The 18,660-nt window shown below is 68.6% G+C and carries 14 protein-coding genes; 9 read left to right on the forward strand and 5 right to left on the reverse strand.

The window, feature by feature from the left end; translation table 11 throughout:
* Nucleotides 1–24 precede the first annotated feature (24 nt).
* Complete coding sequence (locus ACFYZQ_RS28070) at nucleotides 25–2,571, forward strand: DUF262 domain-containing protein (protein WP_389153300.1); 2,547 nt, start codon at nucleotides 25–27, stop codon at nucleotides 2,569–2,571.
* A 299-nt stretch (nucleotides 2,572–2,870) separates the two neighbouring features.
* Here ACFYZQ_RS28070 and ACFYZQ_RS28075 read toward each other — a convergent pair whose 3' ends face one another.
* Nucleotides 2,871–4,805 carry a hypothetical protein gene (locus ACFYZQ_RS28075; RefSeq protein WP_389153303.1) on the reverse strand — a complete coding sequence of 645 codons (1,935 nt, stop codon included), beginning with the start codon at nucleotides 4,803–4,805 and terminating at the stop codon, nucleotides 2,871–2,873.
* 191 nt (nucleotides 4,806–4,996) lie between these two features.
* On the opposite strand from ACFYZQ_RS28075, the gene ACFYZQ_RS28080 reads away from it, so the two are divergent.
* The 4 genes from ACFYZQ_RS28080 (at nucleotide 4,997) to ACFYZQ_RS28095 (ending at nucleotide 12,170) form a co-directional block, all read left to right on the forward strand.
* Nucleotides 4,997–5,365 carry a hypothetical protein gene (locus tag ACFYZQ_RS28080; RefSeq protein WP_389153306.1) on the forward strand — a complete coding sequence of 123 codons (369 nt, stop codon included), beginning with the start codon at nucleotides 4,997–4,999 and terminating at the stop codon, nucleotides 5,363–5,365.
* Between the two features lie 133 nt (nucleotides 5,366–5,498).
* The gene (locus tag ACFYZQ_RS28085) at nucleotides 5,499–7,505 is read left to right on the forward strand and encodes a serine/threonine-protein kinase (protein WP_389153309.1); all 2,007 of its coding nucleotides are present in this window, start codon (nucleotides 5,499–5,501) and stop codon (nucleotides 7,503–7,505) included.
* A 74-nt stretch (nucleotides 7,506–7,579) separates the two neighbouring features.
* The gene (locus ACFYZQ_RS28090; protein WP_389153312.1) at nucleotides 7,580–8,662 is read left to right on the forward strand and encodes a MerR family transcriptional regulator; all 1,083 of its coding nucleotides are present in this window, start codon (nucleotides 7,580–7,582) and stop codon (nucleotides 8,660–8,662) included.
* 316 nt (nucleotides 8,663–8,978) lie between these two features.
* On the forward strand, nucleotides 8,979–12,170 hold the full coding sequence (locus ACFYZQ_RS28095; protein WP_389153314.1) for a type ISP restriction/modification enzyme: 3,192 nt from the start codon (nucleotides 8,979–8,981) through the stop codon (nucleotides 12,168–12,170).
* On the opposite strand, the gene ACFYZQ_RS28100 is transcribed toward ACFYZQ_RS28095, so the two are convergent.
* Nucleotides 12,165–12,587, reverse strand: a complete 423-nt coding sequence (locus ACFYZQ_RS28100; RefSeq protein ID WP_389153317.1) for a hypothetical protein — start codon at nucleotides 12,585–12,587, stop codon at nucleotides 12,165–12,167. The two genes, ACFYZQ_RS28095 and ACFYZQ_RS28100, sit on opposite strands and share 6 nt — an antisense overlap.
* A gap of 79 nt (nucleotides 12,588–12,666) precedes the next feature.
* Between ACFYZQ_RS28100 and ACFYZQ_RS28105 the strand changes: the two genes are divergently transcribed.
* Both ACFYZQ_RS28105 and ACFYZQ_RS28110 read left to right on the forward strand, forming a co-directional pair.
* The gene (locus ACFYZQ_RS28105; protein WP_389153320.1) at nucleotides 12,667–13,437 is read left to right on the forward strand and encodes a hypothetical protein; all 771 of its coding nucleotides are present in this window, start codon (nucleotides 12,667–12,669) and stop codon (nucleotides 13,435–13,437) included.
* Between the two features lie 11 nt (nucleotides 13,438–13,448).
* Nucleotides 13,449–13,973 (forward strand): hypothetical protein, encoded by a 525-nt coding sequence (locus ACFYZQ_RS28110; RefSeq protein ID WP_389153323.1) that lies wholly within the window; start codon nucleotides 13,449–13,451, stop codon nucleotides 13,971–13,973.
* A 52-nt stretch (nucleotides 13,974–14,025) separates the two neighbouring features.
* On the opposite strand, the gene ACFYZQ_RS28115 is transcribed toward ACFYZQ_RS28110, so the two are convergent.
* Both ACFYZQ_RS28115 and ACFYZQ_RS28120 read right to left on the reverse strand, forming a co-directional pair.
* The gene (locus ACFYZQ_RS28115) at nucleotides 14,026–15,744 is read right to left on the reverse strand and encodes a hypothetical protein (protein WP_389153325.1); all 1,719 of its coding nucleotides are present in this window, start codon (nucleotides 15,742–15,744) and stop codon (nucleotides 14,026–14,028) included.
* Between the two features lie 66 nt (nucleotides 15,745–15,810).
* Entirely contained in the window at nucleotides 15,811–16,308 is a 498-nt protein-coding gene (locus ACFYZQ_RS28120; protein ID WP_389153328.1) for a hypothetical protein, read from the reverse strand.
* A 472-nt stretch (nucleotides 16,309–16,780) separates the two neighbouring features.
* Here ACFYZQ_RS28120 and ACFYZQ_RS28125 point away from each other — a divergent pair, with 472 nt between their 5' ends.
* Entirely contained in the window at nucleotides 16,781–17,473 is a 693-nt protein-coding gene (locus ACFYZQ_RS28125) for a hypothetical protein (protein ID WP_389153331.1), read from the forward strand.
* On the opposite strand, the gene ACFYZQ_RS28130 is transcribed toward ACFYZQ_RS28125, so the two are convergent.
* Nucleotides 17,474–17,743 carry an ATP-binding protein gene (locus ACFYZQ_RS28130; protein ID WP_389153334.1) on the reverse strand — a complete coding sequence of 90 codons (270 nt, stop codon included), beginning with the start codon at nucleotides 17,741–17,743 and terminating at the stop codon, nucleotides 17,474–17,476.
* A gap of 213 nt (nucleotides 17,744–17,956) precedes the next feature.
* On the opposite strand from ACFYZQ_RS28130, the gene ACFYZQ_RS28135 reads away from it, so the two are divergent.
* Complete coding sequence (locus tag ACFYZQ_RS28135; RefSeq protein WP_389153337.1) at nucleotides 17,957–18,448, forward strand: hypothetical protein; 492 nt, start codon at nucleotides 17,957–17,959, stop codon at nucleotides 18,446–18,448.
* Nucleotides 18,449–18,660: the final 212 nt, after the last annotated feature.

Below are 18,660 nucleotides of genomic sequence, written 5' to 3' on the forward strand. Positions count from 1 at the left end.
AGCCGATCCTGGGAAAGGAGGCGCATGCGCGCCCAGGAGATCACCTTCCTCAAGCTCGTCCAAGGGGACAAGCAGTTCCAGGTGCCGCTCTACCAGCGCACCTACAGCTGGGGCAGGGAGCAGCTCCAGCGGCTGTGGGAGGACGTCGGGGAACTCGTCGAGCAGCACCTGGCCGGGGAGACGGCGGCCCCGCACTTCCTCGGTTCCGTGGTGCTCGCACCGGGCCAGATCCAGGCGGGCGGGGTGCAGCGATGGCTGGTGGTCGACGGGCAGCAGCGCCTGACCACGCTGATGCTGGCCTTCGCGGCGCTCCGTGACCATCTGAAGGAGACCGGTGACGCGCGCGGTGTGGACCGCGTGCACCGTCAGATACTGGTCAACGAGTTCCACGAGGGCGCGGACCACTACCGGTTGCTGCCCACGCAGGCGGACCGTGAGGCGTACACCGCCTGTGTCCGGTCCCGGGCCGACGCCGGCGGAGGCGACAACATCGGGGCTGCCTACCGGTTCTTCCGGGGCGCTCTCGCCGAGGGGCACGAGGCGGGCGACGAACGGTGGACCGCCACGGTCGAGACGGTCCTCAAGGACCTGCTGTCCATCGTGGAGATCACCGCCGAGTCCGGCGACAACGTCTACCGGATCTTCGAGTCGATCAACAACACGGGTGTCGGGCTCAGCCAGAGCGACCTGTTGCGCAACTACGTGTTCATGCTGCTGCCCAGGCGAGGCGAGCGGATCTACCAGGAACTGTGGCTGCCCATGCAGCAGAGCCTCGGTCCCAAGAACCTCGAACTCCTGGTCTGGCTGGACCTGGTGGTGCGCGGCCACTACAAGACCAAGCAGAGTGAGATCTACCGGGAGCAGCAGAAACGGCTCCAGCCGCTTGCCGGTGACGAGGACGCGCTGCAGCACGAGATCGAGCAACTGGCCGAGCGCGCCGGGAGGTTCCTGCGCATCGTCGACCCCGCCCGTGAGCAGTCCCCCGCCCTTCGCGCGGTCCTGGAGCGCCTGGCCTCCTGGGGCGGCCAGACGCACTACCCGCTCGCGCTGCACCTGCTGGACCTCGTGGCGGCCGGCAGGACGACGCCCGACGACGCGGCCCAGGCGCTGGGCTACGTCGAGTCCTATCTGGTACGGCGCCTGATCTGCCAGACGCCGACGACCGGCCTCAACCGGATCTTCATGGAGGCGCCGAAGGAGCTGGAGACCGACCGGCCGGCCGCCGAGGCGGTACGGCGGTTCCTGTCCGGCCGGCGCCGTCGCTGGCCGAGCGACGAGGAGCTGCGCGAGGCGATCCGCACCAAGCCCTTCTACTGGAGCGGACGTCCTCCGCAGCGCAGCTACATCCTGCGCCGTCTGGAGGAGAGCTACCGTGCCTCCGAGCCCGTGGACTTCGCCAAGGCGTCCCTCAGTGTGGAGCACGTCCTGCCGCAGCGTCCCGCTCCGGCGTGGTTCGACCTGCTGGCCGAGGAGACGGAGCCGAACCAGACGCCGCAGGAACTCCACGACCTGCTGGTCCACACGCTCGGCAACCTCACGCTGACCGGTGACAACTCCAAGTTGTCCAATCATCCCTTCGAGCGCAAGCAGCAGATCCTCGACTCCAGCGCCCTGCGCATGAACCTGGAGATCTCCTCGGCGCAGCGCTGGGGCAAGGCGGAGATCCTGGAGCGGGCCGATCGTCTGGCCCTGCGCGCGGTGCAGCTGTGGCCCGGCCCGATCGGCGGCGTCAAGCCCGCCGGTGAGGAGTCTCCCGGCTGGGCCGAGCTGCGGGCCGCGCTGGTGGCGATGCCGAGCGGCACGTGGACGACGTACGGCGATGTCGCCGAGCTGATCGGCAGCCATCCGGTGGCCGTGGGCGCCTACCTGGGCGCCAACCCGACGGTGATCGGTGCCTACCGGGTCCTCACCGCGGAGGGCAAGATCTCGCCCTCCTTCCGCTGGGCGGACGGCGACGACCGGCAGCCACCGCAGGAGTTGCTCACGAGCGAAGGGGTGCGCTTCGACTCCTGGGGCCGGGCGCATCGCTCACAACGCCTGACCGCCGCGGAACTGGCCACGTTGCTGGGCAAGGACGTCGCACAGCAGGTCTCGCACGACCCGCTTCCCGAGGGGGAGGACGCGGCGGCGGCCGAGCGCTTCCGGTCACAGTTGCAGGAGCATTGGCCGGACGCGTACCCCGGCGTCATCGCGGCCCTCGACTTCTGGCGCCGGCAGGGCGGTTACGTCACCTACGGCCGGTACGAGGAGACGAGCTGTTTCCCGATGCTGGACGCCGGTACGAGCCGTAGCCCGCACCTGCTCTGGCCGGTCGGGATCTATCCCGTGAGCGGCACGGTCGAGGTGGTCTTCCAGTACCTGAAGTCCCGCACCCCCTTCGACGACACGGAACAGCGCAGGGAGTTGCTGAACCGGCTGAACAAGATCGACGGCATCGACCTGCCGGAGGCGAAGCTGGAGCTGCGTCCGTCCTTCCCCGTGAGTGTCTTCGCGGAGCACGGCGAAGAGGTCTGCGAGGTTCTGGACTGGTTCGTGGGGGTGGCGGCGCTGGACCTGGCGCGGCGCGACTGACGGTCACTTCGTCGACGCGGTCCAGGACGCCGTCGGCACTCGGCGGCAGCGGACGGGGCGGGTTCGCGTGCGCGCGTTCCCGCTCCGCGGCGCCGGACGGCCCTGGACTCAGGTGCCGCCCCCGGATTTTTCGGCACGGTGCCAGGCGTCAGAAGGACGTCCGCCGCCCAAAGCACTCCCGCGTCGGTGGTGTCGCCGCGCGGCGAGCCATCACTGATACCCCCACGCCGTCAGTCGTCAAGGCTTCGGTGACTGGAGCGCCAGGCTCGGTGTCGAAGAGCCGGCCTCATGACCCCCAGTCACCAGTACTTGGCCTTCACCGCCTCCAGTTCCCGCGCTGTCCCGCCCAGTTCGGCCAGAATCTCGGCAGCACTCGATCTGAGAGCCTGTTGCTCCAGCTTCGAGGGTCTGGGGGGAACCGCAGAGTCCGTGGTGGCCAACTTCAGCCACACGCGGGCTCGGTGCACAGTCCGGCGTGCCTTCTTGCTCTCGGGCAACGCACTGCCGAGGACGGACATCTTCCTCTCGACGCGATCGGTCGCCTCACTGACCCGCCGCCGTTCCCCGGCGGTGGAGGCCTGCGGCTTGGCACCTGTCAGGTCATGCCTGGCCTTGTGCTGCTGGATGCGTCTGATGGACGCGTCCACTTCCTTCCGCTGCTTCCTGGTCAGCGTCCGAGCGGACTTGGCAACGGGTATGCCCTTGCGGGGGCCCACTGCGCGGGGCGGCTTCGCGTACATCGCGATGCCACGCGCCCTCTCCCGGTCCGCCCATGTGCGCAAGGCGGGCGAGTCGGCCGACAGCGCCTCGGCTCCCTCGATGCCGAGTCTCTCCAGCACGGCGGGCAGACATGGCAGAAGCCCGACGTCCTCGCGAAGGAGCGCGGACAGGACCGGTTTGCTGTCCCAGAGCGGACGGTCGACCTCTACGAGGAAGGCGATGCGGTCTCGCTCCGACATGCTGACGAGAGGTTCGCCGAGTTGCGAGGCCAGTGTGGACCAGAGCAGCGTACGTCCTCGGGGGACGCCTTCCCGCAGGATCTCCCGGACACGGACGACGGCCCGGTCCCGGATGGATGTCGTGGTCTTCGCCGCGGGGTGTCGCTGGGACGCCGCCGGGCGTTCCGCCTTGACGGGCCCGGCAGGGTGCGACAGGTGGTCCGGCTGCCGCGTACGGGGGACGGGAACCGGCTTCGTCCCAGGCGGCTCGGAGAATGCCGGTCCCAGGCCCGTGCGGGCCGCCTCGTGTGCGTCAAGACGGATGAAACGGTCCAGGTGGACGACCCATCCGCCGCCTTCACCAACCAGCAGGCGCACGCGGTCGACAGCGCGGTAGACGTACCCCGCCGGAGGCAGTGCGGTGTCGTTCGGCAGAGACAGCACCGCCCGCACGATGGGGTTGCCGGCCGGTTTGACGTCCGCCATGACCAGGCGGCGCCCCTCGGCGGTGAACGGCGAGTCGCCGGGGACGAGGGCTTCCTTGTCCAGGGCGAAGACGATGGGGCCGTCGATGGGGAACGCGAAAGGCTCCGGGGGTTGGACGGGTACGCGTAGGGCCTCCGCGGAGGGTGTCAGCAGTCCTGTCCGCTCGAACCGGCAGTCCTCCAGAGCGTCCCAGTGGACGGAGGGTGCGGCGTGGGTCTGGGTGCCGATGTACACGCGGCGCTCACCGGCCACCGTCTCCAGGCGGAAGCGCAGACTGTAGCCGTTGCGGGCGAGGAGTTCCTCGGTGAGCGGGCCGTCCGTGCCGAAGAGCCAGTCGACGTCGTCGGCATCGCCGCTGAGGGCGATGTTCGCCGTGCGCCAGTCTCGGTAGTCGAGGGGCGAGAGCTGGAACCGGAGCCTGCGGCGGGCGGCGGGCAGATGCAGGTCCACGGCGTCGCCGGGCCCCGAGCCGAGGTCATGGGTCCGCACCTCGCCCCGCTGCCCGTGTTTGCTCAGCAGATCCCGCAGGCCCCGCTTGATGAACAGGTGGTCGGCGCTGGATTCGCCGGTGGCGGCGCGGCCGCAGGTGGGACCACCGGCCACATGGGCGAAGTGGCATACCTTGTCGTGATACAGCCGGTCCATCAACTTGCCCCCGCAACCTCCGAGTTCGTAGCCGCACCAGTAGGTGTGGTCGGGGTGGCGCCTGCGCCAGGCCTCCAGCTCCGCGGCGTCCATGGGGAGGATCACCGGGTGATCGGAGTCCGAGTTACCGATCACGGCGGTCTGCACGAGACGGTGGTCGAGCATGGGACCTCACAACAGGACGCCGGAACTGATCACCGGCCGGAGAAACAGGTGGCACTGAGGCCATCAGTATGCGATCCATGCACTGAGTTCACAAGAAAATGTCCGCGGAGATCGCCGATCTGGCTGTCCAGGGGTACTCAAGACGCATAGGCTCGCGCTCGCACACGTCGACGGCCGGGGAGGGGACCGCGATGCGGAGAGGCAGTGTCGAGTACGAGCAGGTGTTGCACGCCGTGGTCGAGATTCTGCGAGACCGGGCGTGCCGGGGAGCGGAAACCGTGGAATACGGCCGGCTCTGTGCCGAGCTGGAGCGCCTCGGTCATCATGTGCCGCCCCACGAGGGCCCGATGCCCTACCTGCTCGAGGACGCCTCCGCCGAGTGCAGCCCGGACGGCTCCCTTCCACTGCTGTCGGGGCTGGTTGTGCTGAAGGAGACCGGCACACCGTCGAAGGGCTTCTTCCGGCTGGCTCGCCGTGCCCCGTATCACCGTTCCGGTGATGACACCGAGCTGTGGGTCAACGAGCTGAAGGAACTGGCGAGGATCTACGCCGGCCTTTGACGCCCTTGCCTCGGCGACCGAGCCGGACGGTGACGACCCCGACCGGCTCCCTTCGCCATTCGGCGAATCACTTGATGCCCCATCACATGCTGGAGGCCCGTTCCGGGCCTTCTCCCAGTTCAAGGAAGTACTCGTGAGCGCAATCGGCTCCGGTGGAAGAGTCCAGCCGGCCCGTCCCGGCGACCCCTCCCGCATAGGCCCCTATCGCATCGTCGGCCGTCTCGGTGCGGGCGGTATGGGCACCGTCCACGCCGGAGTCACCAGGGACGGAATGCGCGTGGCGGTCAAGGTGATTCATCCCGAGCAGGCCCAGGAGCCGGAGTTCAGGGCTCGTTTCCGGCGCGAGGTGGAACTGTCGTCCCGCGTCACCGGTCCGCACCTCGTCCCCCTGCTCGCCGCCGACCCCGACGCGCCGACGCCGTGGCTGGCCACCGCCTACGTTCCGGGGCCGACGCTGAACGAGCACATACTCGCCCACGGGCCGCTGACGGGCGGGAGCCTGTACGCCTTCGCGGCCGCCACGGCACAGGCGCTGGCCGCGATCCACGCGGTGGGAGTGGTGCACCGTGACGTGAAACCGCAGAACGTCCTCCTCACCCCCGCCGGCCCCCGTGTGCTGGACTTCGGCATCGCTCACGCCGCCGACGGCACCAGTGTGACCCGGACCGGGGTCATGACCGGAACCCCCGGCTGGATCAGTCCCGAGCAGTACCGCCAGGGCGGCGCGGGTCCGGCGAGTGACATGTTCGCGTGGGGAGCGCTCGTGGCCTACGCGGCCACCGGACGGCTGCCCTTCGGAGTCGGCGCACCCGACGTGGTGGCCTTCCGCGTGATGTCGGGCGAGGCCGACCTCGACGGTGTCCCCGCGGCGCTGCGCCGGACCGTGGAGAAGGCACTGGCCCAGGAACCGGGTGACCGCCCGACGGCGGCCGGGGCCGCCGAGGAGTGCGGGGTGCTGCTGGCCTCCCAGGTCACGCAGGTCGCGAGCGCCGAGGCGGTGCCGGCGACGGCCGTCGACCTGATCACGGCCGTCTGGGATGTACCACCCGCTGAGGACCCCACGTGGCAGTTGCCCAGGGACCGAGGCCGTTCGAAGAAGCAGCTGGCCGGTACCCTCGTCCTCGCGGCAGGCGTCGTCGGCGGACTGGCCGGCGGAGTGGCGGCGCTGCTGCCCGGCGACAGCGGAAACCGCCACCATCCGTCCTCGTCCGCTGCGTCACCGCTTGCGTCGAAGGGGTCCGCACACGCCTCCGCGAGCACCGCGAAAACGGACCCGGCGGCGAAGCAACAGGTCTCCGACGGCGACAAGGCGAGCACGGCGAGCTGGCAGGAGGCCCGAGCGGCGCAGGGCGCGGGTGAGCACGACGTGGCGCGCGCGGTCCTGCACGACGAGGGCGTGGAGGCCCAGGACCTCAGCGACGGCGCCGACTTCACACCGGAGACCGTGCGGTTCCACGAGTCGCGGCGCGAGGTCTACCTCTCGTACCGGCTGACCTCCGACGAACAGGGGGCGATCTACGCGGAGACGGAGATCGCCAGGTCGATGTGTCTGACGCTGCGGGACGTCGTACTGCGCCTGCACCCCGACCTGCCGTACCGCACGTACGTCATGGTGAAAGAGGAGCAGGGCAAGGACCCCCAGGTGACATGGCAGGACGACTTCGTCACCAACGCCGACTGCCAGTCGGCCGCCGACAACGGCACCGGGCAGGACACGGACGGTTCGCAGGACTGGCAGCCGGACGAGAACGGCCTGGGACAGGCGATGATCCCCAGCACCGACAGGGCGGAGATCCGGGTCGCGGACGGTGCCGCCAGGAAGATCATCGCGGGCACGAACGGGATGCGTCAGACGCTCGGAACGGATCGCATGCTCGGCAACGCGGAGATCAAGGTGGGCTTCGATCCCGCCGACTCGGCGATGTACGTCTGGTCGGACTACGTGCAGTGGAACGAGCAGCAGGTCGAATCCTGGGCGGGCCTGGCCGCCGCTGAGGCGTGCCGGGCTCTCGTGAGCGAGCGGGAGAGCGCGGGAAGCGGCTGGCCCTACTCCCGCTACGCCGTGGCCGAGATCGGTGGGTCCGGGTATCTGATGATCCGTTGGGGCGCGGCCACCACGCGGGCCGACTGCCCGGCCTGAGTGGCATCGCGACCGTGACCGAGGTTGACCCTCGACCTTGTCGAGGGATCAGAGTTCCGGGTGTGGAGAGCGAGATGCGCAGCATCGGTGAGATGGCGCGGGACAGTGGACTGGGCGTGAGTGCGCTCCGGTTCTACGACCGTGCCGGTGTGCTGGTCCCTGCCTGGGTGGACCCGGTCAGTGGCTACCGGTGGTACGAGCACGGGCAGTTGGAAGAGGCCCGGTTGCTGGCCCGGTTGCGCCGGGCCGGCATGCCCTTGGCGGACATCCGGCTGGTACTGGCCGGCTGGTCCAGCGCGGACACGGACCTGGTGCGCGGGTTGCTCCAGACGCACCTGCACCGCCTCGAACGGGGCCTGGCCGACGCCCGCGGTGAGTTCTCCACGCTCCGAGCACTACTCGACCACAGGGAGAATCCCATGTCTTCGCTCAGCACCGCCACCGTCGAACTGTCCGTTCCCGCCACCGAACTGGCCGCCGCACTGGACGCGGTCCGTTTCGCGGCCGGTTCGGACCCGGACCTGCCGATGCTGGCCGGTGTCCTGTTCGACGCCGAGGGCGCGGCGCTGAGCGTGGCTGCCACCGACCGCTACCGGATGGCCGTCGCCCAGGCCGCCACCACCGGGTACGACGGACCCCGCGTGCAGGCCGTCGTGCCGCTGCCCCTCGCCGATGCGATGCGGGCGCTGCTGCGGGGCGAGGACCCGGTGCGGCTCGCCGTTGAGGGCGACCGCGTGTCGCTGGAGTGCGGCGACCGTCAAACGGCCGGCCAGTGCCTCGGCCACGACTTCCCCGACTACCGCCGCCTGGTGCAGCTCCCGGCCGGCCGCCGGGTCCGCGTCGACACGGCGTCCTTCCAGGAGGCACTGAAGACCGGCCCGGTCCGCGCGAGTGGACCGCGCGACCAGGAGGGCGAGCGCTGCGACGTCAGTGTGCTCAGGGTGGCGGACGACGGCACGGTGACACTCTGCGAGGACGGTGACGACGGCCAGGACAACATCGGCGTCAACCGGGACTTCCTCCTGGACGCGCTCGCCGCCGGGGATCGTGACGAGCTGATCCTGGAGCTCGGCGCCGCCACGGCACCGATCGCGATCCGCCGGCCCGACGAGGAGCCGGCCTTCTCGATCCTGATGCCGGTCCGTCTGGAGGACTAGCCCATCGCGGACACGGCTGTCGAGGGCCCGCCGAGCCACGGCGGGCCCTCGCCTTCGCCCACGGCTGTGTCGTAGGGGCGCACCGCCCCCTCCGCTGAACTCCTGTACGCGCCCTCCCATTTGACATGCCTCTGTCTCATACTTCGCGAAGAGGCAATGGTCCCGTACGTCGTCCGGGGCCTGGGGGGCTCGGGGGGAACGATCGATGGGTGACGCACGTCTTCAGTGGCTCCAAGAGGCCGTTTCCGCCTTCGGCGCCGAATGCAAGCGAAACCTCACGGGCCCCGGTGACCGCGAGGCAGCCATTCGCGGTCCCTTGGAGCAACTGTTCCGCACCATGGCCGCGCACCACGCGATGCACGAGGTCAGCTGGCACCCGGAAACCCGCATCCCCCACCTTGGAGTGCGCCCGGACTACGCCGTACGCGTCAACACGGACGTGACGGGCTACATCGAGGTGAAGCGACCGGGAAAGAGCATCGACCCCGACTCCTTCACGGGCCACGACAAGAGGCAGTGGGAGCGGCTGCGCGACCTCCCCAACCTGCTCTACACCAACGGAACCCACTGGCGGGTCTTCCAGTACGGCGCTCAAGTCGGTGAGGAGGTCGTCCTCTCGGGCGCCCTGAAGAGCGCCGGGGAGAAGCTGACGGCAGGCAACCTCGCCGCCTTCGACGCGCTCGCCCAGGCCGTGCTCTGCTGGGAGCCTCCGAAGATCCGGCGCGTTTCGGTACTCGTCCAGCACATCGCCCCGCTGTGCCGCCTGCTGCGGGAGGCCGTACGGGAACAACTGCGGGCCGAGGCCGGGCTCGACGCGGCCGACTCCACGGCCGACCACCCCTTCACCGGTCTCAGAAGCGACTGGCGCCGGCTCCTGTTCCCCACCGCCGACGACGCCACCTTCGCCGACGGCTACGCCCAGACGGTCACCTTCGCGCTGCTCCTCGCCCGAACGGAGCGCATCCCGGTCACCGGCAGCAGCTTCCACGAGATCGGCCGTCGCCTCAACGCCGGCCACGCTTTGATGGGCAAGGCTCTCCAACTCCTGACCGACAACGTCAACGAGCGGTTCGAGGTGACCCTCAACCTCCTGGCCCGTACCGTCGCGGCCGTCGAGTGGGACATCATCCGCCAGGGCAACCGGGACGCCTATCTCCATCTCTACGAGTCGTTCCTCTCCGTCTACGACGACAATCTCCGTCAGCGCAGCGGTTCCTACTACACCCCGCACCAGGTGGTGGAGGAGATGGTCCGCCTCGCCGAAGAGGTGCTGCGCACCCGGCTGGGCAAGGCGCGCGGCTACGGCGACGAGAGCGTGCACATCGTCGACCCCGCGATGGGCACCGGCACCTACCTGCACACCGTCATCGAACGGGTGGCGCGACAGGCGGCCGAGCGGCACGGCGAGGCCATGGCACCCGACGCGATCGGCCGACTCACCGAACGCCTGTACGGCTTCGAGCTCCAGATGGGCCCGTTCGCCGTCGCCGAGCTCCGCGCGGCCGACCTGCTGAAGAAGCACGGGGCCCAGCTCCCGCCGGGTGGCCTCAACCTCCACGTCACGGACACGCTCGACGACCCGTACGTCCAGGAGGAGCAGCTCGCCTCGACGTACGCGGCCCTGTCGGTGTCACGTGCCCGCGCCAATCACGTCAAGGCCAACGTCCCCGTCACCGTGGTCATTTCGAACCCGCCGTACGACGACAAGGCCGAGAACCGCGGTGGTTGGATCGAGAAGCGGGTGAAGGGCCAGGGCAGACCTCCCCTGGACGACTTCCGGCATCCGGGCAACGGCCGCTACGAGCACGCGCTGAAGAACATGTACGTCTACTTCTGGCGCTGGGCCACCTGGAAGGTCTTCGACGCCCATGCGGACGACCGGCACGGTGTCGTCTGCTTCATCACCCCGTCCGCGTTCGCCACCGGGCCCGCCGGGCGTGGCATGCGCGACTATTTACGCCGGACCTGCGACGAGGGGTGGGTCATCAACTTGTCCCCGGAGGGGCAACGGTCGGACGTTGCCACCCGCGTGTTCCCGCACGTCGCCCAGCCGTTGTCGATCTGCCTCTTCGTACGGCGGGCGGATCACGACTCCGACGCGCCTGCGCGCATCCATTACCGGGCTCTGCAGGGGAAGCGGGCGGAGAAGTTCGAGCAGCTTCGGGCGGTGCGGCTGGATGACGGGGGCTGGCGGGATGCGCACGCGCGGGGGGTGCGGCCTTTTACTCCGGCGACCTTGTCGGGGTGGGATGACTACCCGGCCCTTGAGGACCTGTTCCCGTGGGGAAGTCCTGGCAACAAGACCAATCGGTCGTGGGTGACTTCCCCGTCCGAGGGCATTCTGCGGCGGCGGTGGGCGCGGCTCGTCGGCGAGGCGGATCCAGAGGTGAAAGCCCTTCTCTTCAAGACAACCGACAGCCGCAGTCTCGATTCGCGGCCGCCCGGCCTGCCGGGGTTCCCGCACCCCGACCAGGACATGTGGAACGAACCGAACGGCAGCCCCCGGCTCCTACGAATCGGACTGCGCAGTTTCGACCGCCAGTGGCTCATCGCGGACAACCGCGTCATCGACCGGCCGCGGGCCGAACTGTGGGAGGCTTTACAACCAGGCCAGTTGTTCCTCAACCAGCAAAGCAGCCACGAAATCAACAGCGGTCCGGCTCTGGTGGTGACCGCGCTGCTACCGGACACGCACCACTTCAACGGTCGAGGCGGAAGGGTGCATCCAGTTCTCCACCCCGACGGAAGCGCCAACGTGCCCACGGGCCTGCTCCGGTACCTGGCCGGCGCCCTCGGTCTGGATCAGGTGACCGCGCACGACCTCGCCGCATACGCCGTAACTGTCGCCGGACACAGCGCCTTCACCGAGCAGTTCACCGAGGAACTGCTGACTCCCGGCGTCCGGTTACCTCTCACCCGCGACCCAGAACTGTGGGGGGAGGCGGTCCGCCTCGGACGCGATTTCCTGTGGGCGGCGACCTACGGCGAGGTCGGCCCCCCGCCCGATGTCCCGGCGTCCGGACAGGACGGTGTCGGTTTCCCGTCGGGAGACCCACGGCAGGTGCGGTATGCGACAGGAATCGGCTCCACCGTGCCCGACACGCTCAGCTACGACAAGGAGACCGGCACTCTGCACGTGGGACCGGGCACCTTCACAGGCGTCCCGCCCGAAGTCTGGCAGTACGAAGTCGGCGGCATGCACGTCATCAAGAAGTGGTTCGGCTACCGGAAGGCCTCACCCACCAGCAGGAAGACCAGTCCGCTCGACGACATCCACGTCACGACCTGGCCGCGCGAGTGGACCGAGGACCTGATCGACTTGTTGTCCGTCCTTCGGCGGCTGGTCGACCTCGCACCCGCGCAGCAGGCGCTCACCGCGAAGATCGTGAGTTCGCCGGTCATCACCGTCGCCGACCTCACGTCCGCCGGCGTTCTCCCTCCGCAGCCCGGGGCGGCGCGTGCCCGGCGTCGTGTCGTCCTGGACTTCGACCAGTCGGGCGAGTCATGAGAGGTCGGCGCCGCCCGCCTCCCCCGTGCGGACGTACAACTCCGCCTGCTCCAGGGTCCATGTTCCCTCCGCGAGCTGTTTCAGCGCGTGCCCGGCAGGACGGGACGGCGCGCCTCGGGACACGGTGTCGGCGAAGGACGCCACCGCGCTCAGACGGGCCGTCAGCTCGTCGCACTCCGCCTCGCGCAGTGCCGCCGCGCCGAGAGGGGTGAGCCGGAGGGTGCCCTGGTCGCCACCGCGCTGTTCGACCAGCCCGGACCACAGCAGGGTCGGCAGGGCGTCCCGGACCTCGTCCGTGTCGAGGTCCCGGGCCGCGTAGGACTCCGGAGCCGTCTCGGGCGCCGGGAGGTCACACAGATCGATTTCCCGCAACAAGTGTTGCTGGAGCGGCGACAGTTGACCGCTGGGAACAAGCATGGCTCCAGTATGGCGCGCGGCGGGCGCCGCGGCGCCCCGACACCGAGAGGTTGATACGCCGATGCAGCACACTCAGAGCATGACGGCGGCCAGGATGAACGTGATATCCACCGTGACTGCCGTCCCTGACCGTGGCGAGGTGCTCGGCCAAGCGATTCCGTTCGACCGGGCTCGTTGGCTGCCTCTTCTGCCCAGCGCCGACTGGTGGCCGCCGGAACTCGACGACTGCCCGACGGTGGCCGGTCGGCCGAGAGTCGACCGTAAAACGGTGTTCGAAGTCGCCCGCCGATGGGACACCGTCGAAGGCCGTCGCCATCTGCTGATCGCCGCGCTCGTCTGGGGCACGGGTACCAAGGCTCGGTCGGTCGCGCGTCGCGCAGACATCTTCACGGCGGCCTCCGCCAGGGACATCGATGCCCGCCTGGAGGCCGGGTTGGGCGCGCTGCGGGAGGAGGGCCCCGTGGCGGCGTACTACGCCTTCAACAACGACCAGCACATCAAGTTCCTGGGCCAGGCGTTCTTCACGAAGGTGATCTACTTCACCGGTCATGAGCAGTGTGCGTGGGCATGGCGTCCGCTGATCCTGGACCGTTTCGTCGCCCTGGCACTGCGGGCCGCCGATACCGGTGACAGATGGCCCACAAGCGGGTGGAAGACGCCGTGGTACCGGCGGTACCTGTTCCTCGCGCACGAGCACGCGCAGCGAGCGGGTGTCCTCCCGGACCAGGTCGAGGCCGCATTGTTCGTCCGCGGCAAGCGACGCGACGAGATTCGCCCCAAGATGCGTTCCTCACTGGCCACTGGCCGGGCAGTGGCCGATGCCGCGGTTCCGCCCCCAGGAGCCCCGTAAGGTCCAGCGGTATGACCGACGAGCAGATACGAGTCGAGCAGACCCTGGACGCATGGGAACGTATCGAGTCCTGGCTGCGGGAGCATGCGCCGAGCTCCTACGCGGCCCTCCCGCCGGCGGCCGAGCCTTCGGCCGTCCAGGAGGCGGAGAACACCATGGGGCCCCTGCCGCCCGAGCTGCGAGCCTTGTGGGAGATCCACGACGGCACCAGCCAGGGCCTTCTGCGCGGCTACGACCTGTTCTCCGTGGCGGGGTGCACGGCCTCCCGGTCGATGATGGAGATCGTCCTCGACGATCTGGCCGGCGAGAGACCGCCATGGGTCCAGGCGCTCGCGACGGACACGACCGACCCCTTCCCCAGGGACTTCCACTTCATCGACGTCCGCACGGGCCGTCTCGGCTGGTACTCGCGGGAGAACATGTTCATCCCCCCCGAGGAATCGGAGCAGACGCTGTCCGACCGGCTGGAAGACGTTGCCGAGCAGCTGGAAGCCGGCGGAACACAAGCGGTATCGGACGGTCGGCTCACCTGGTAGAGCAGCCGGCCACCCACTGCGCGCGGGTGGCCGGCTGATCAGTGGTGTCCGGTCAGGACATGGAGCACTTCACCGTGTCCCTGCTCGGGTCGCACGACTCGAAGCCGGGAACCTGAACCCAGAACTCGTCCTGGTCCAGGATCCGGTACTTGCTGTTGAAGCCGGGAAGGGCCGCTGCCGATCCGGAGTTCATCCAGCCGGAGATCGCCGACCGACCGCACTCCTCGTTCCAGGTCGGAACATGCTTGCGCTCGTCGCTGTAGAACTTCCAGGCTCCGCCTCCGTTCGCACCGAGCCGGGTCGCGTACGTCTGGAGACACTCGGCACCGGATCCGACCGGGTTGGTGCCCTTCATGTTCGCGGGCATCCCACCGGACTGGTAGGTCGACGCGAACGCCATCTCGTCACAGTTGATCTTGTCGGTCTTGCCTTCGACGAGGCCCTTGGCGGCATCCGGATGCGGATCCCAGCCGGAGTTCGATCCGCAGATCACCTGGCGGTTCTTGTCCGGGTCCCGACCGTACTCGTTGCGGTCACCGGCCTTGCCGTTGGGTACCTTGTCCGGCAGGAACTTCAACGGATGGTCGAACGCCCCCCAGTGGCCGGGCAGCTTGTTCTGGTACAGCCACGCATGGGCGGCGGCTTCCGGGTACTTCCTGGAGTTGAAGACATAGCCGGGCCGGTAGTCCGGGAAGACGCAGCCAGGCGTCGCGTACACGGAGTCGCAGCGCGCCTTGAGCGGGGCGAGACCGGTGTCCTCCTCCTCGAACGTGTGGGACTTGTCGACGGTCACGACCTTCGCCGTGTAGGACCAGGACATCTCCAACTGCTCGGAGTTGAGGGAGTCCTTCGTGTCCTCACCGGTGAACTGCGACACCCATTCCATGGGCATCGTGCCCGTGATCGAGTGGTCGTCTGGAGTGGGCTGCACGGCAGACGTCCACAGCGTAGGGCCGTCCCACGAGAACTTCTTGTCCTGCCAGCACCCGAGCTGTGGTCCGACACAATAGGGGAAGACCTCGAACTCGACGGCGGAGACAGCTCCGTCGAAGGACGTCTTCTCGATCTTGACGCTCTGCGTCATCTTCCGCGACTTGGCGTCGAGCTGAACCGCGGCCCTGACGAGGAACACCGACTTGCTCCAGATGCCATCGGTGTCCAGGGTGGAGAGCGTGACCTCCTCCGGGGCTACGCACGCCTCGGTACGGGTGAACGTCCCGACCACGCCAATCTGGTCGACGGGGCCGTCGAAGCGCTGGTCGTAGGTCGCGGCGCGGAGAGCCCGGCCGAGCTGCGGCTTGTTCGGGTCGATCTTCGCCACGAGGTCCGTCCTGCGCTTCGTCTTCACGCAGTACGTCGCGTCACCGTCCTTGTGGCACTTCTCCCTGCCTTCGGCACTGCGTGAGGCCGCGGGATCCTGTGTCACAGAAGAGATCAGAATCGGCCCGTCCTGATGCGCCGGCTGCTTCACCGACTCGTCCGGCGCGTCCAGGGTGATGTCCGCCTTGGGGCCGGAACCAGAGGTGCCGTCGCCCGTGAACCTGACCGTGACCGGATCCGAACTGCCGCTGTCGTTGGCGGTACGCACGTTCAGCGTGTGGTCGCCGGACACCCGGGCTATGGAGCGCAGGCCGGTGTCGATCGTGACCGACGTCTGCCCAGCGGCGTCGACACGCTTCCAGGCCGCGCCGTCGAGCTGCCACTCGACCCACTTCGCCGTGTGCCCGGAAGGCAGGGTGACGGTGAACTGTCCGGGCTTGCCGTTGTTCACCACACTCTTCGGCTTCGCCGGCGTGGCCGGCTTCGGAACGCTGATCTTGAACGTCGAATACGGAGATCAGTCGCTCTCGTACGTCTTGCTTGTGGCGTCGTACCCCGAGGAGCGGACCGCGTACGTCACGCCGTTCTTCAGCTTCCCCGAGGGGACCTTCACCGAGGTCGGCTGGCCCGCTGTGACCTCACCGGATACGAGGACGCCCCACTTGTTGTCGTCCGTGAGCTTCACGACCGTGCCGCTCGGCTTGCCGTGGCTGTCGGTGGTGTGGACCTCGAACGTGGAGGTCGTCTTGTGCCCGCTGGGTGCGGTGACGGTGTTCCGCAGCGTCGGTGTGGTGCTGTCGGCCTGCCACACGCTGCCGGACTGCTTGAACGGCGGCCCCACTTCAGGACCGTTGGGCGTGTTCGGAGCAGCCGCCGCAACAGCCCGTTTCTGGGGGCCGTGCACGGGCGGCGGTAAGTCGGAGGGAGCCGCGTAGCTGGTGGTGGCGGCGGCCCCGGATCCGAGGACGACCGCGAGGGCCGCGGCGATGGCTGTACGGCTGCTGGGGAGGGTCAACCTATGACCTTCCTGTGAGACAACTGTTCGATCCACCCCAACAGGTTCACAGCAAGGGAACTATGCCCAGAGTCACGGTTTACGCAGGAGCCTCAAGGAATCAGCCAACCGCCCTGAAGCAGACCGGAGTAGAGAGATGAAGCGGGCCCATCACCCACGAGCACGCACAGGGGGCTGGGCTGGCAGCGACATCCAGTCCATGTACTCAGTTCACAAGAATTCTGCATGGAAATCATGGATTTGACTGCCCATGGGGCGGCGGGGCGCGTACGCTCACATAGCCACACATCGACGGCCGGGGAGGGGACCGTGATGCGGAAGGCGCCGGGGGCGGTCGACTTCAGGAGCCGGGAGAAGCAACACCTGCACTCACGCCGTGCAGGCTGGTACCCACCCGCACCGTCACGGATGGCTTGAGGCTTGGCCGTGTGTCGACGCCCTCGAGGCGCTCGCGACGAGAGGAACGAACCCGATGAGCAAGGCCGATGACGTCAAGGGCCTGATCCAGCAGCGTCTCGACAAGGCGCTGGTCGCCCAGCAGCCGCTGGCGAGGAAGAACGTCGAGCGCCTGCGGCGGGTGAACCCCGGTGACACTCCCCAGGAGTTGATCCGCCGGTTGGACCGTTACTACCTCGCCGGCGTCACCGCATCCGGAGGAGCGTCGGGAGCGGCGGGGATCGTGCCCGGCGCCGGGGTCCCGACGGCCCTGGCCGATGTCATGCTCTTCACCGAGGCGTCAGTGCTCTACACGTTGTCGCTGGCCGAGGTTCACGGTATGCATCCTGAGGACTTCGAGCGCCGCAAGCTCCTGGTCCTGACCGTGCTCCTCGGCGACAGCGCGGTGGGTGCTCTGGACAAAGTCGTCGGGCGCACGGGCCCCTATTGGGCTCGGCGCATCGTCAACGCGATCCCGATGAGCGCGATCAACCGGGTCAACAAGGTGCTGGGCCCGCGGTTCATCACCAAGTTCGGGACGAAGCAAGGGGTCCTGGTGCTGGGCAAGCAGGTGCCACTCGGCATCGGTGCCGCGCTCGGCGCCGGCGGCAACCATGTCCTCGGGCGACTGACGATCAAGTCCGCACGAAGCATCTTCGGACCGCCCCCGACGAGCTGGGCCGACGATGATCGTGAGGCGGAGGTACCCCTCGGTCTCGACGACCACTGATCACTCTTCCGGAGCTTCGTCCGGCCGACACACCTCCGCCCAAACCGTCTTCGTGTACGCGTCACGGATGTCACAACCCCAGCGGTCCGCGTACGCCTGGACGAGTAGCAGCCCACGTCCCGACGTCTCGTCGGCGGACGGTGGTGCCGTGCGCGACGGCAGGCGCTCCGGGCGGGTGTCCGTCACCTCGATCCGGAAGCTGCGGGGCAGGAGGAGCAGCGCGAGACGGAAGGGCGGCTGTGACTCGCCGGTGAGCTGATGCTGTGTCACGGTGTCAGGGTGGGTGCGCGAGGGGTCCGCTGACCGGATACGACGGCCGTACGTCGGTCTCGTCGTACGGGGCGGGCGGCTGACCGTTCATCTTGGTTGTACGGGGCTCGTACGGGCGTTGTACGGGTTGCCCTCGTGCCTCCGTCACTCCGGGGGCCGTTGGTCAACCGGCTTACCGCAGGCATGCGCCTGACCTGCGGATAAGATCAGACGATGAAGATCGATCCGCCCCAGCGTGTGAACCGAACGTGGCCAGTACTGACCATGTGGGTGGCGGTGGGCGCGGACGGCCGAGCGGTCGTCTCCCTGAAGAGGATCGCCGCGGGTGTGGCGGTACAGGTGCCCCTGCCGGAGAACATGACGGCTCTGCGACGTCTGGCCTCCAACGCGCGTAAGGGCACACGGGCGCCGGGCCTGAAGGTGCGGGTCACAGGAACTCCACACGCTCCCGAAGTCACCCTTCTCACGGCGAGCAACGCGGTCGGCACCCTGGTCGTCGGCGCCCTGGCCACATCGTTCAAGGCACGCCTGGCCGACAGCGCGGAGCGAGCCTTGCTCCTCCTTCGCAGCCGCGAGGAGGAGCGCCGCCGCCAAGAGCACTCCTATCTTGGCCCTCTCGACGCGCAGCGGTCCGACGAGTTCGGATCCGCCGCCGGTCTTCGCACCGTCTCAGGAGGGCTCCCGACTCTTGGCCGCCGTCGCTGAACCGTTCACCCGGACGAAGCTCGAAGCCTCCGGGAACAGCGAAGGCCCCCTGTGTAGGAGTTGGTGAGACTCCGGGGGCCTTCGCGTGAGAGGAGAGAGTGCTCAGGAGCACGCCCTCATGATCATCATACATGCGACGGTTCGGTGGAGGAACGTGGCGCGACGGGAAGGCACGGACTGGCTCTACCTCAACCGGGTCCGCCCGGCCCTGC

This window comes from Streptomyces sp. NPDC001843 (assembly GCF_042891955.1).
Classification (GTDB): domain Bacteria; phylum Actinomycetota; class Actinomycetes; order Streptomycetales; family Streptomycetaceae; genus Streptomyces.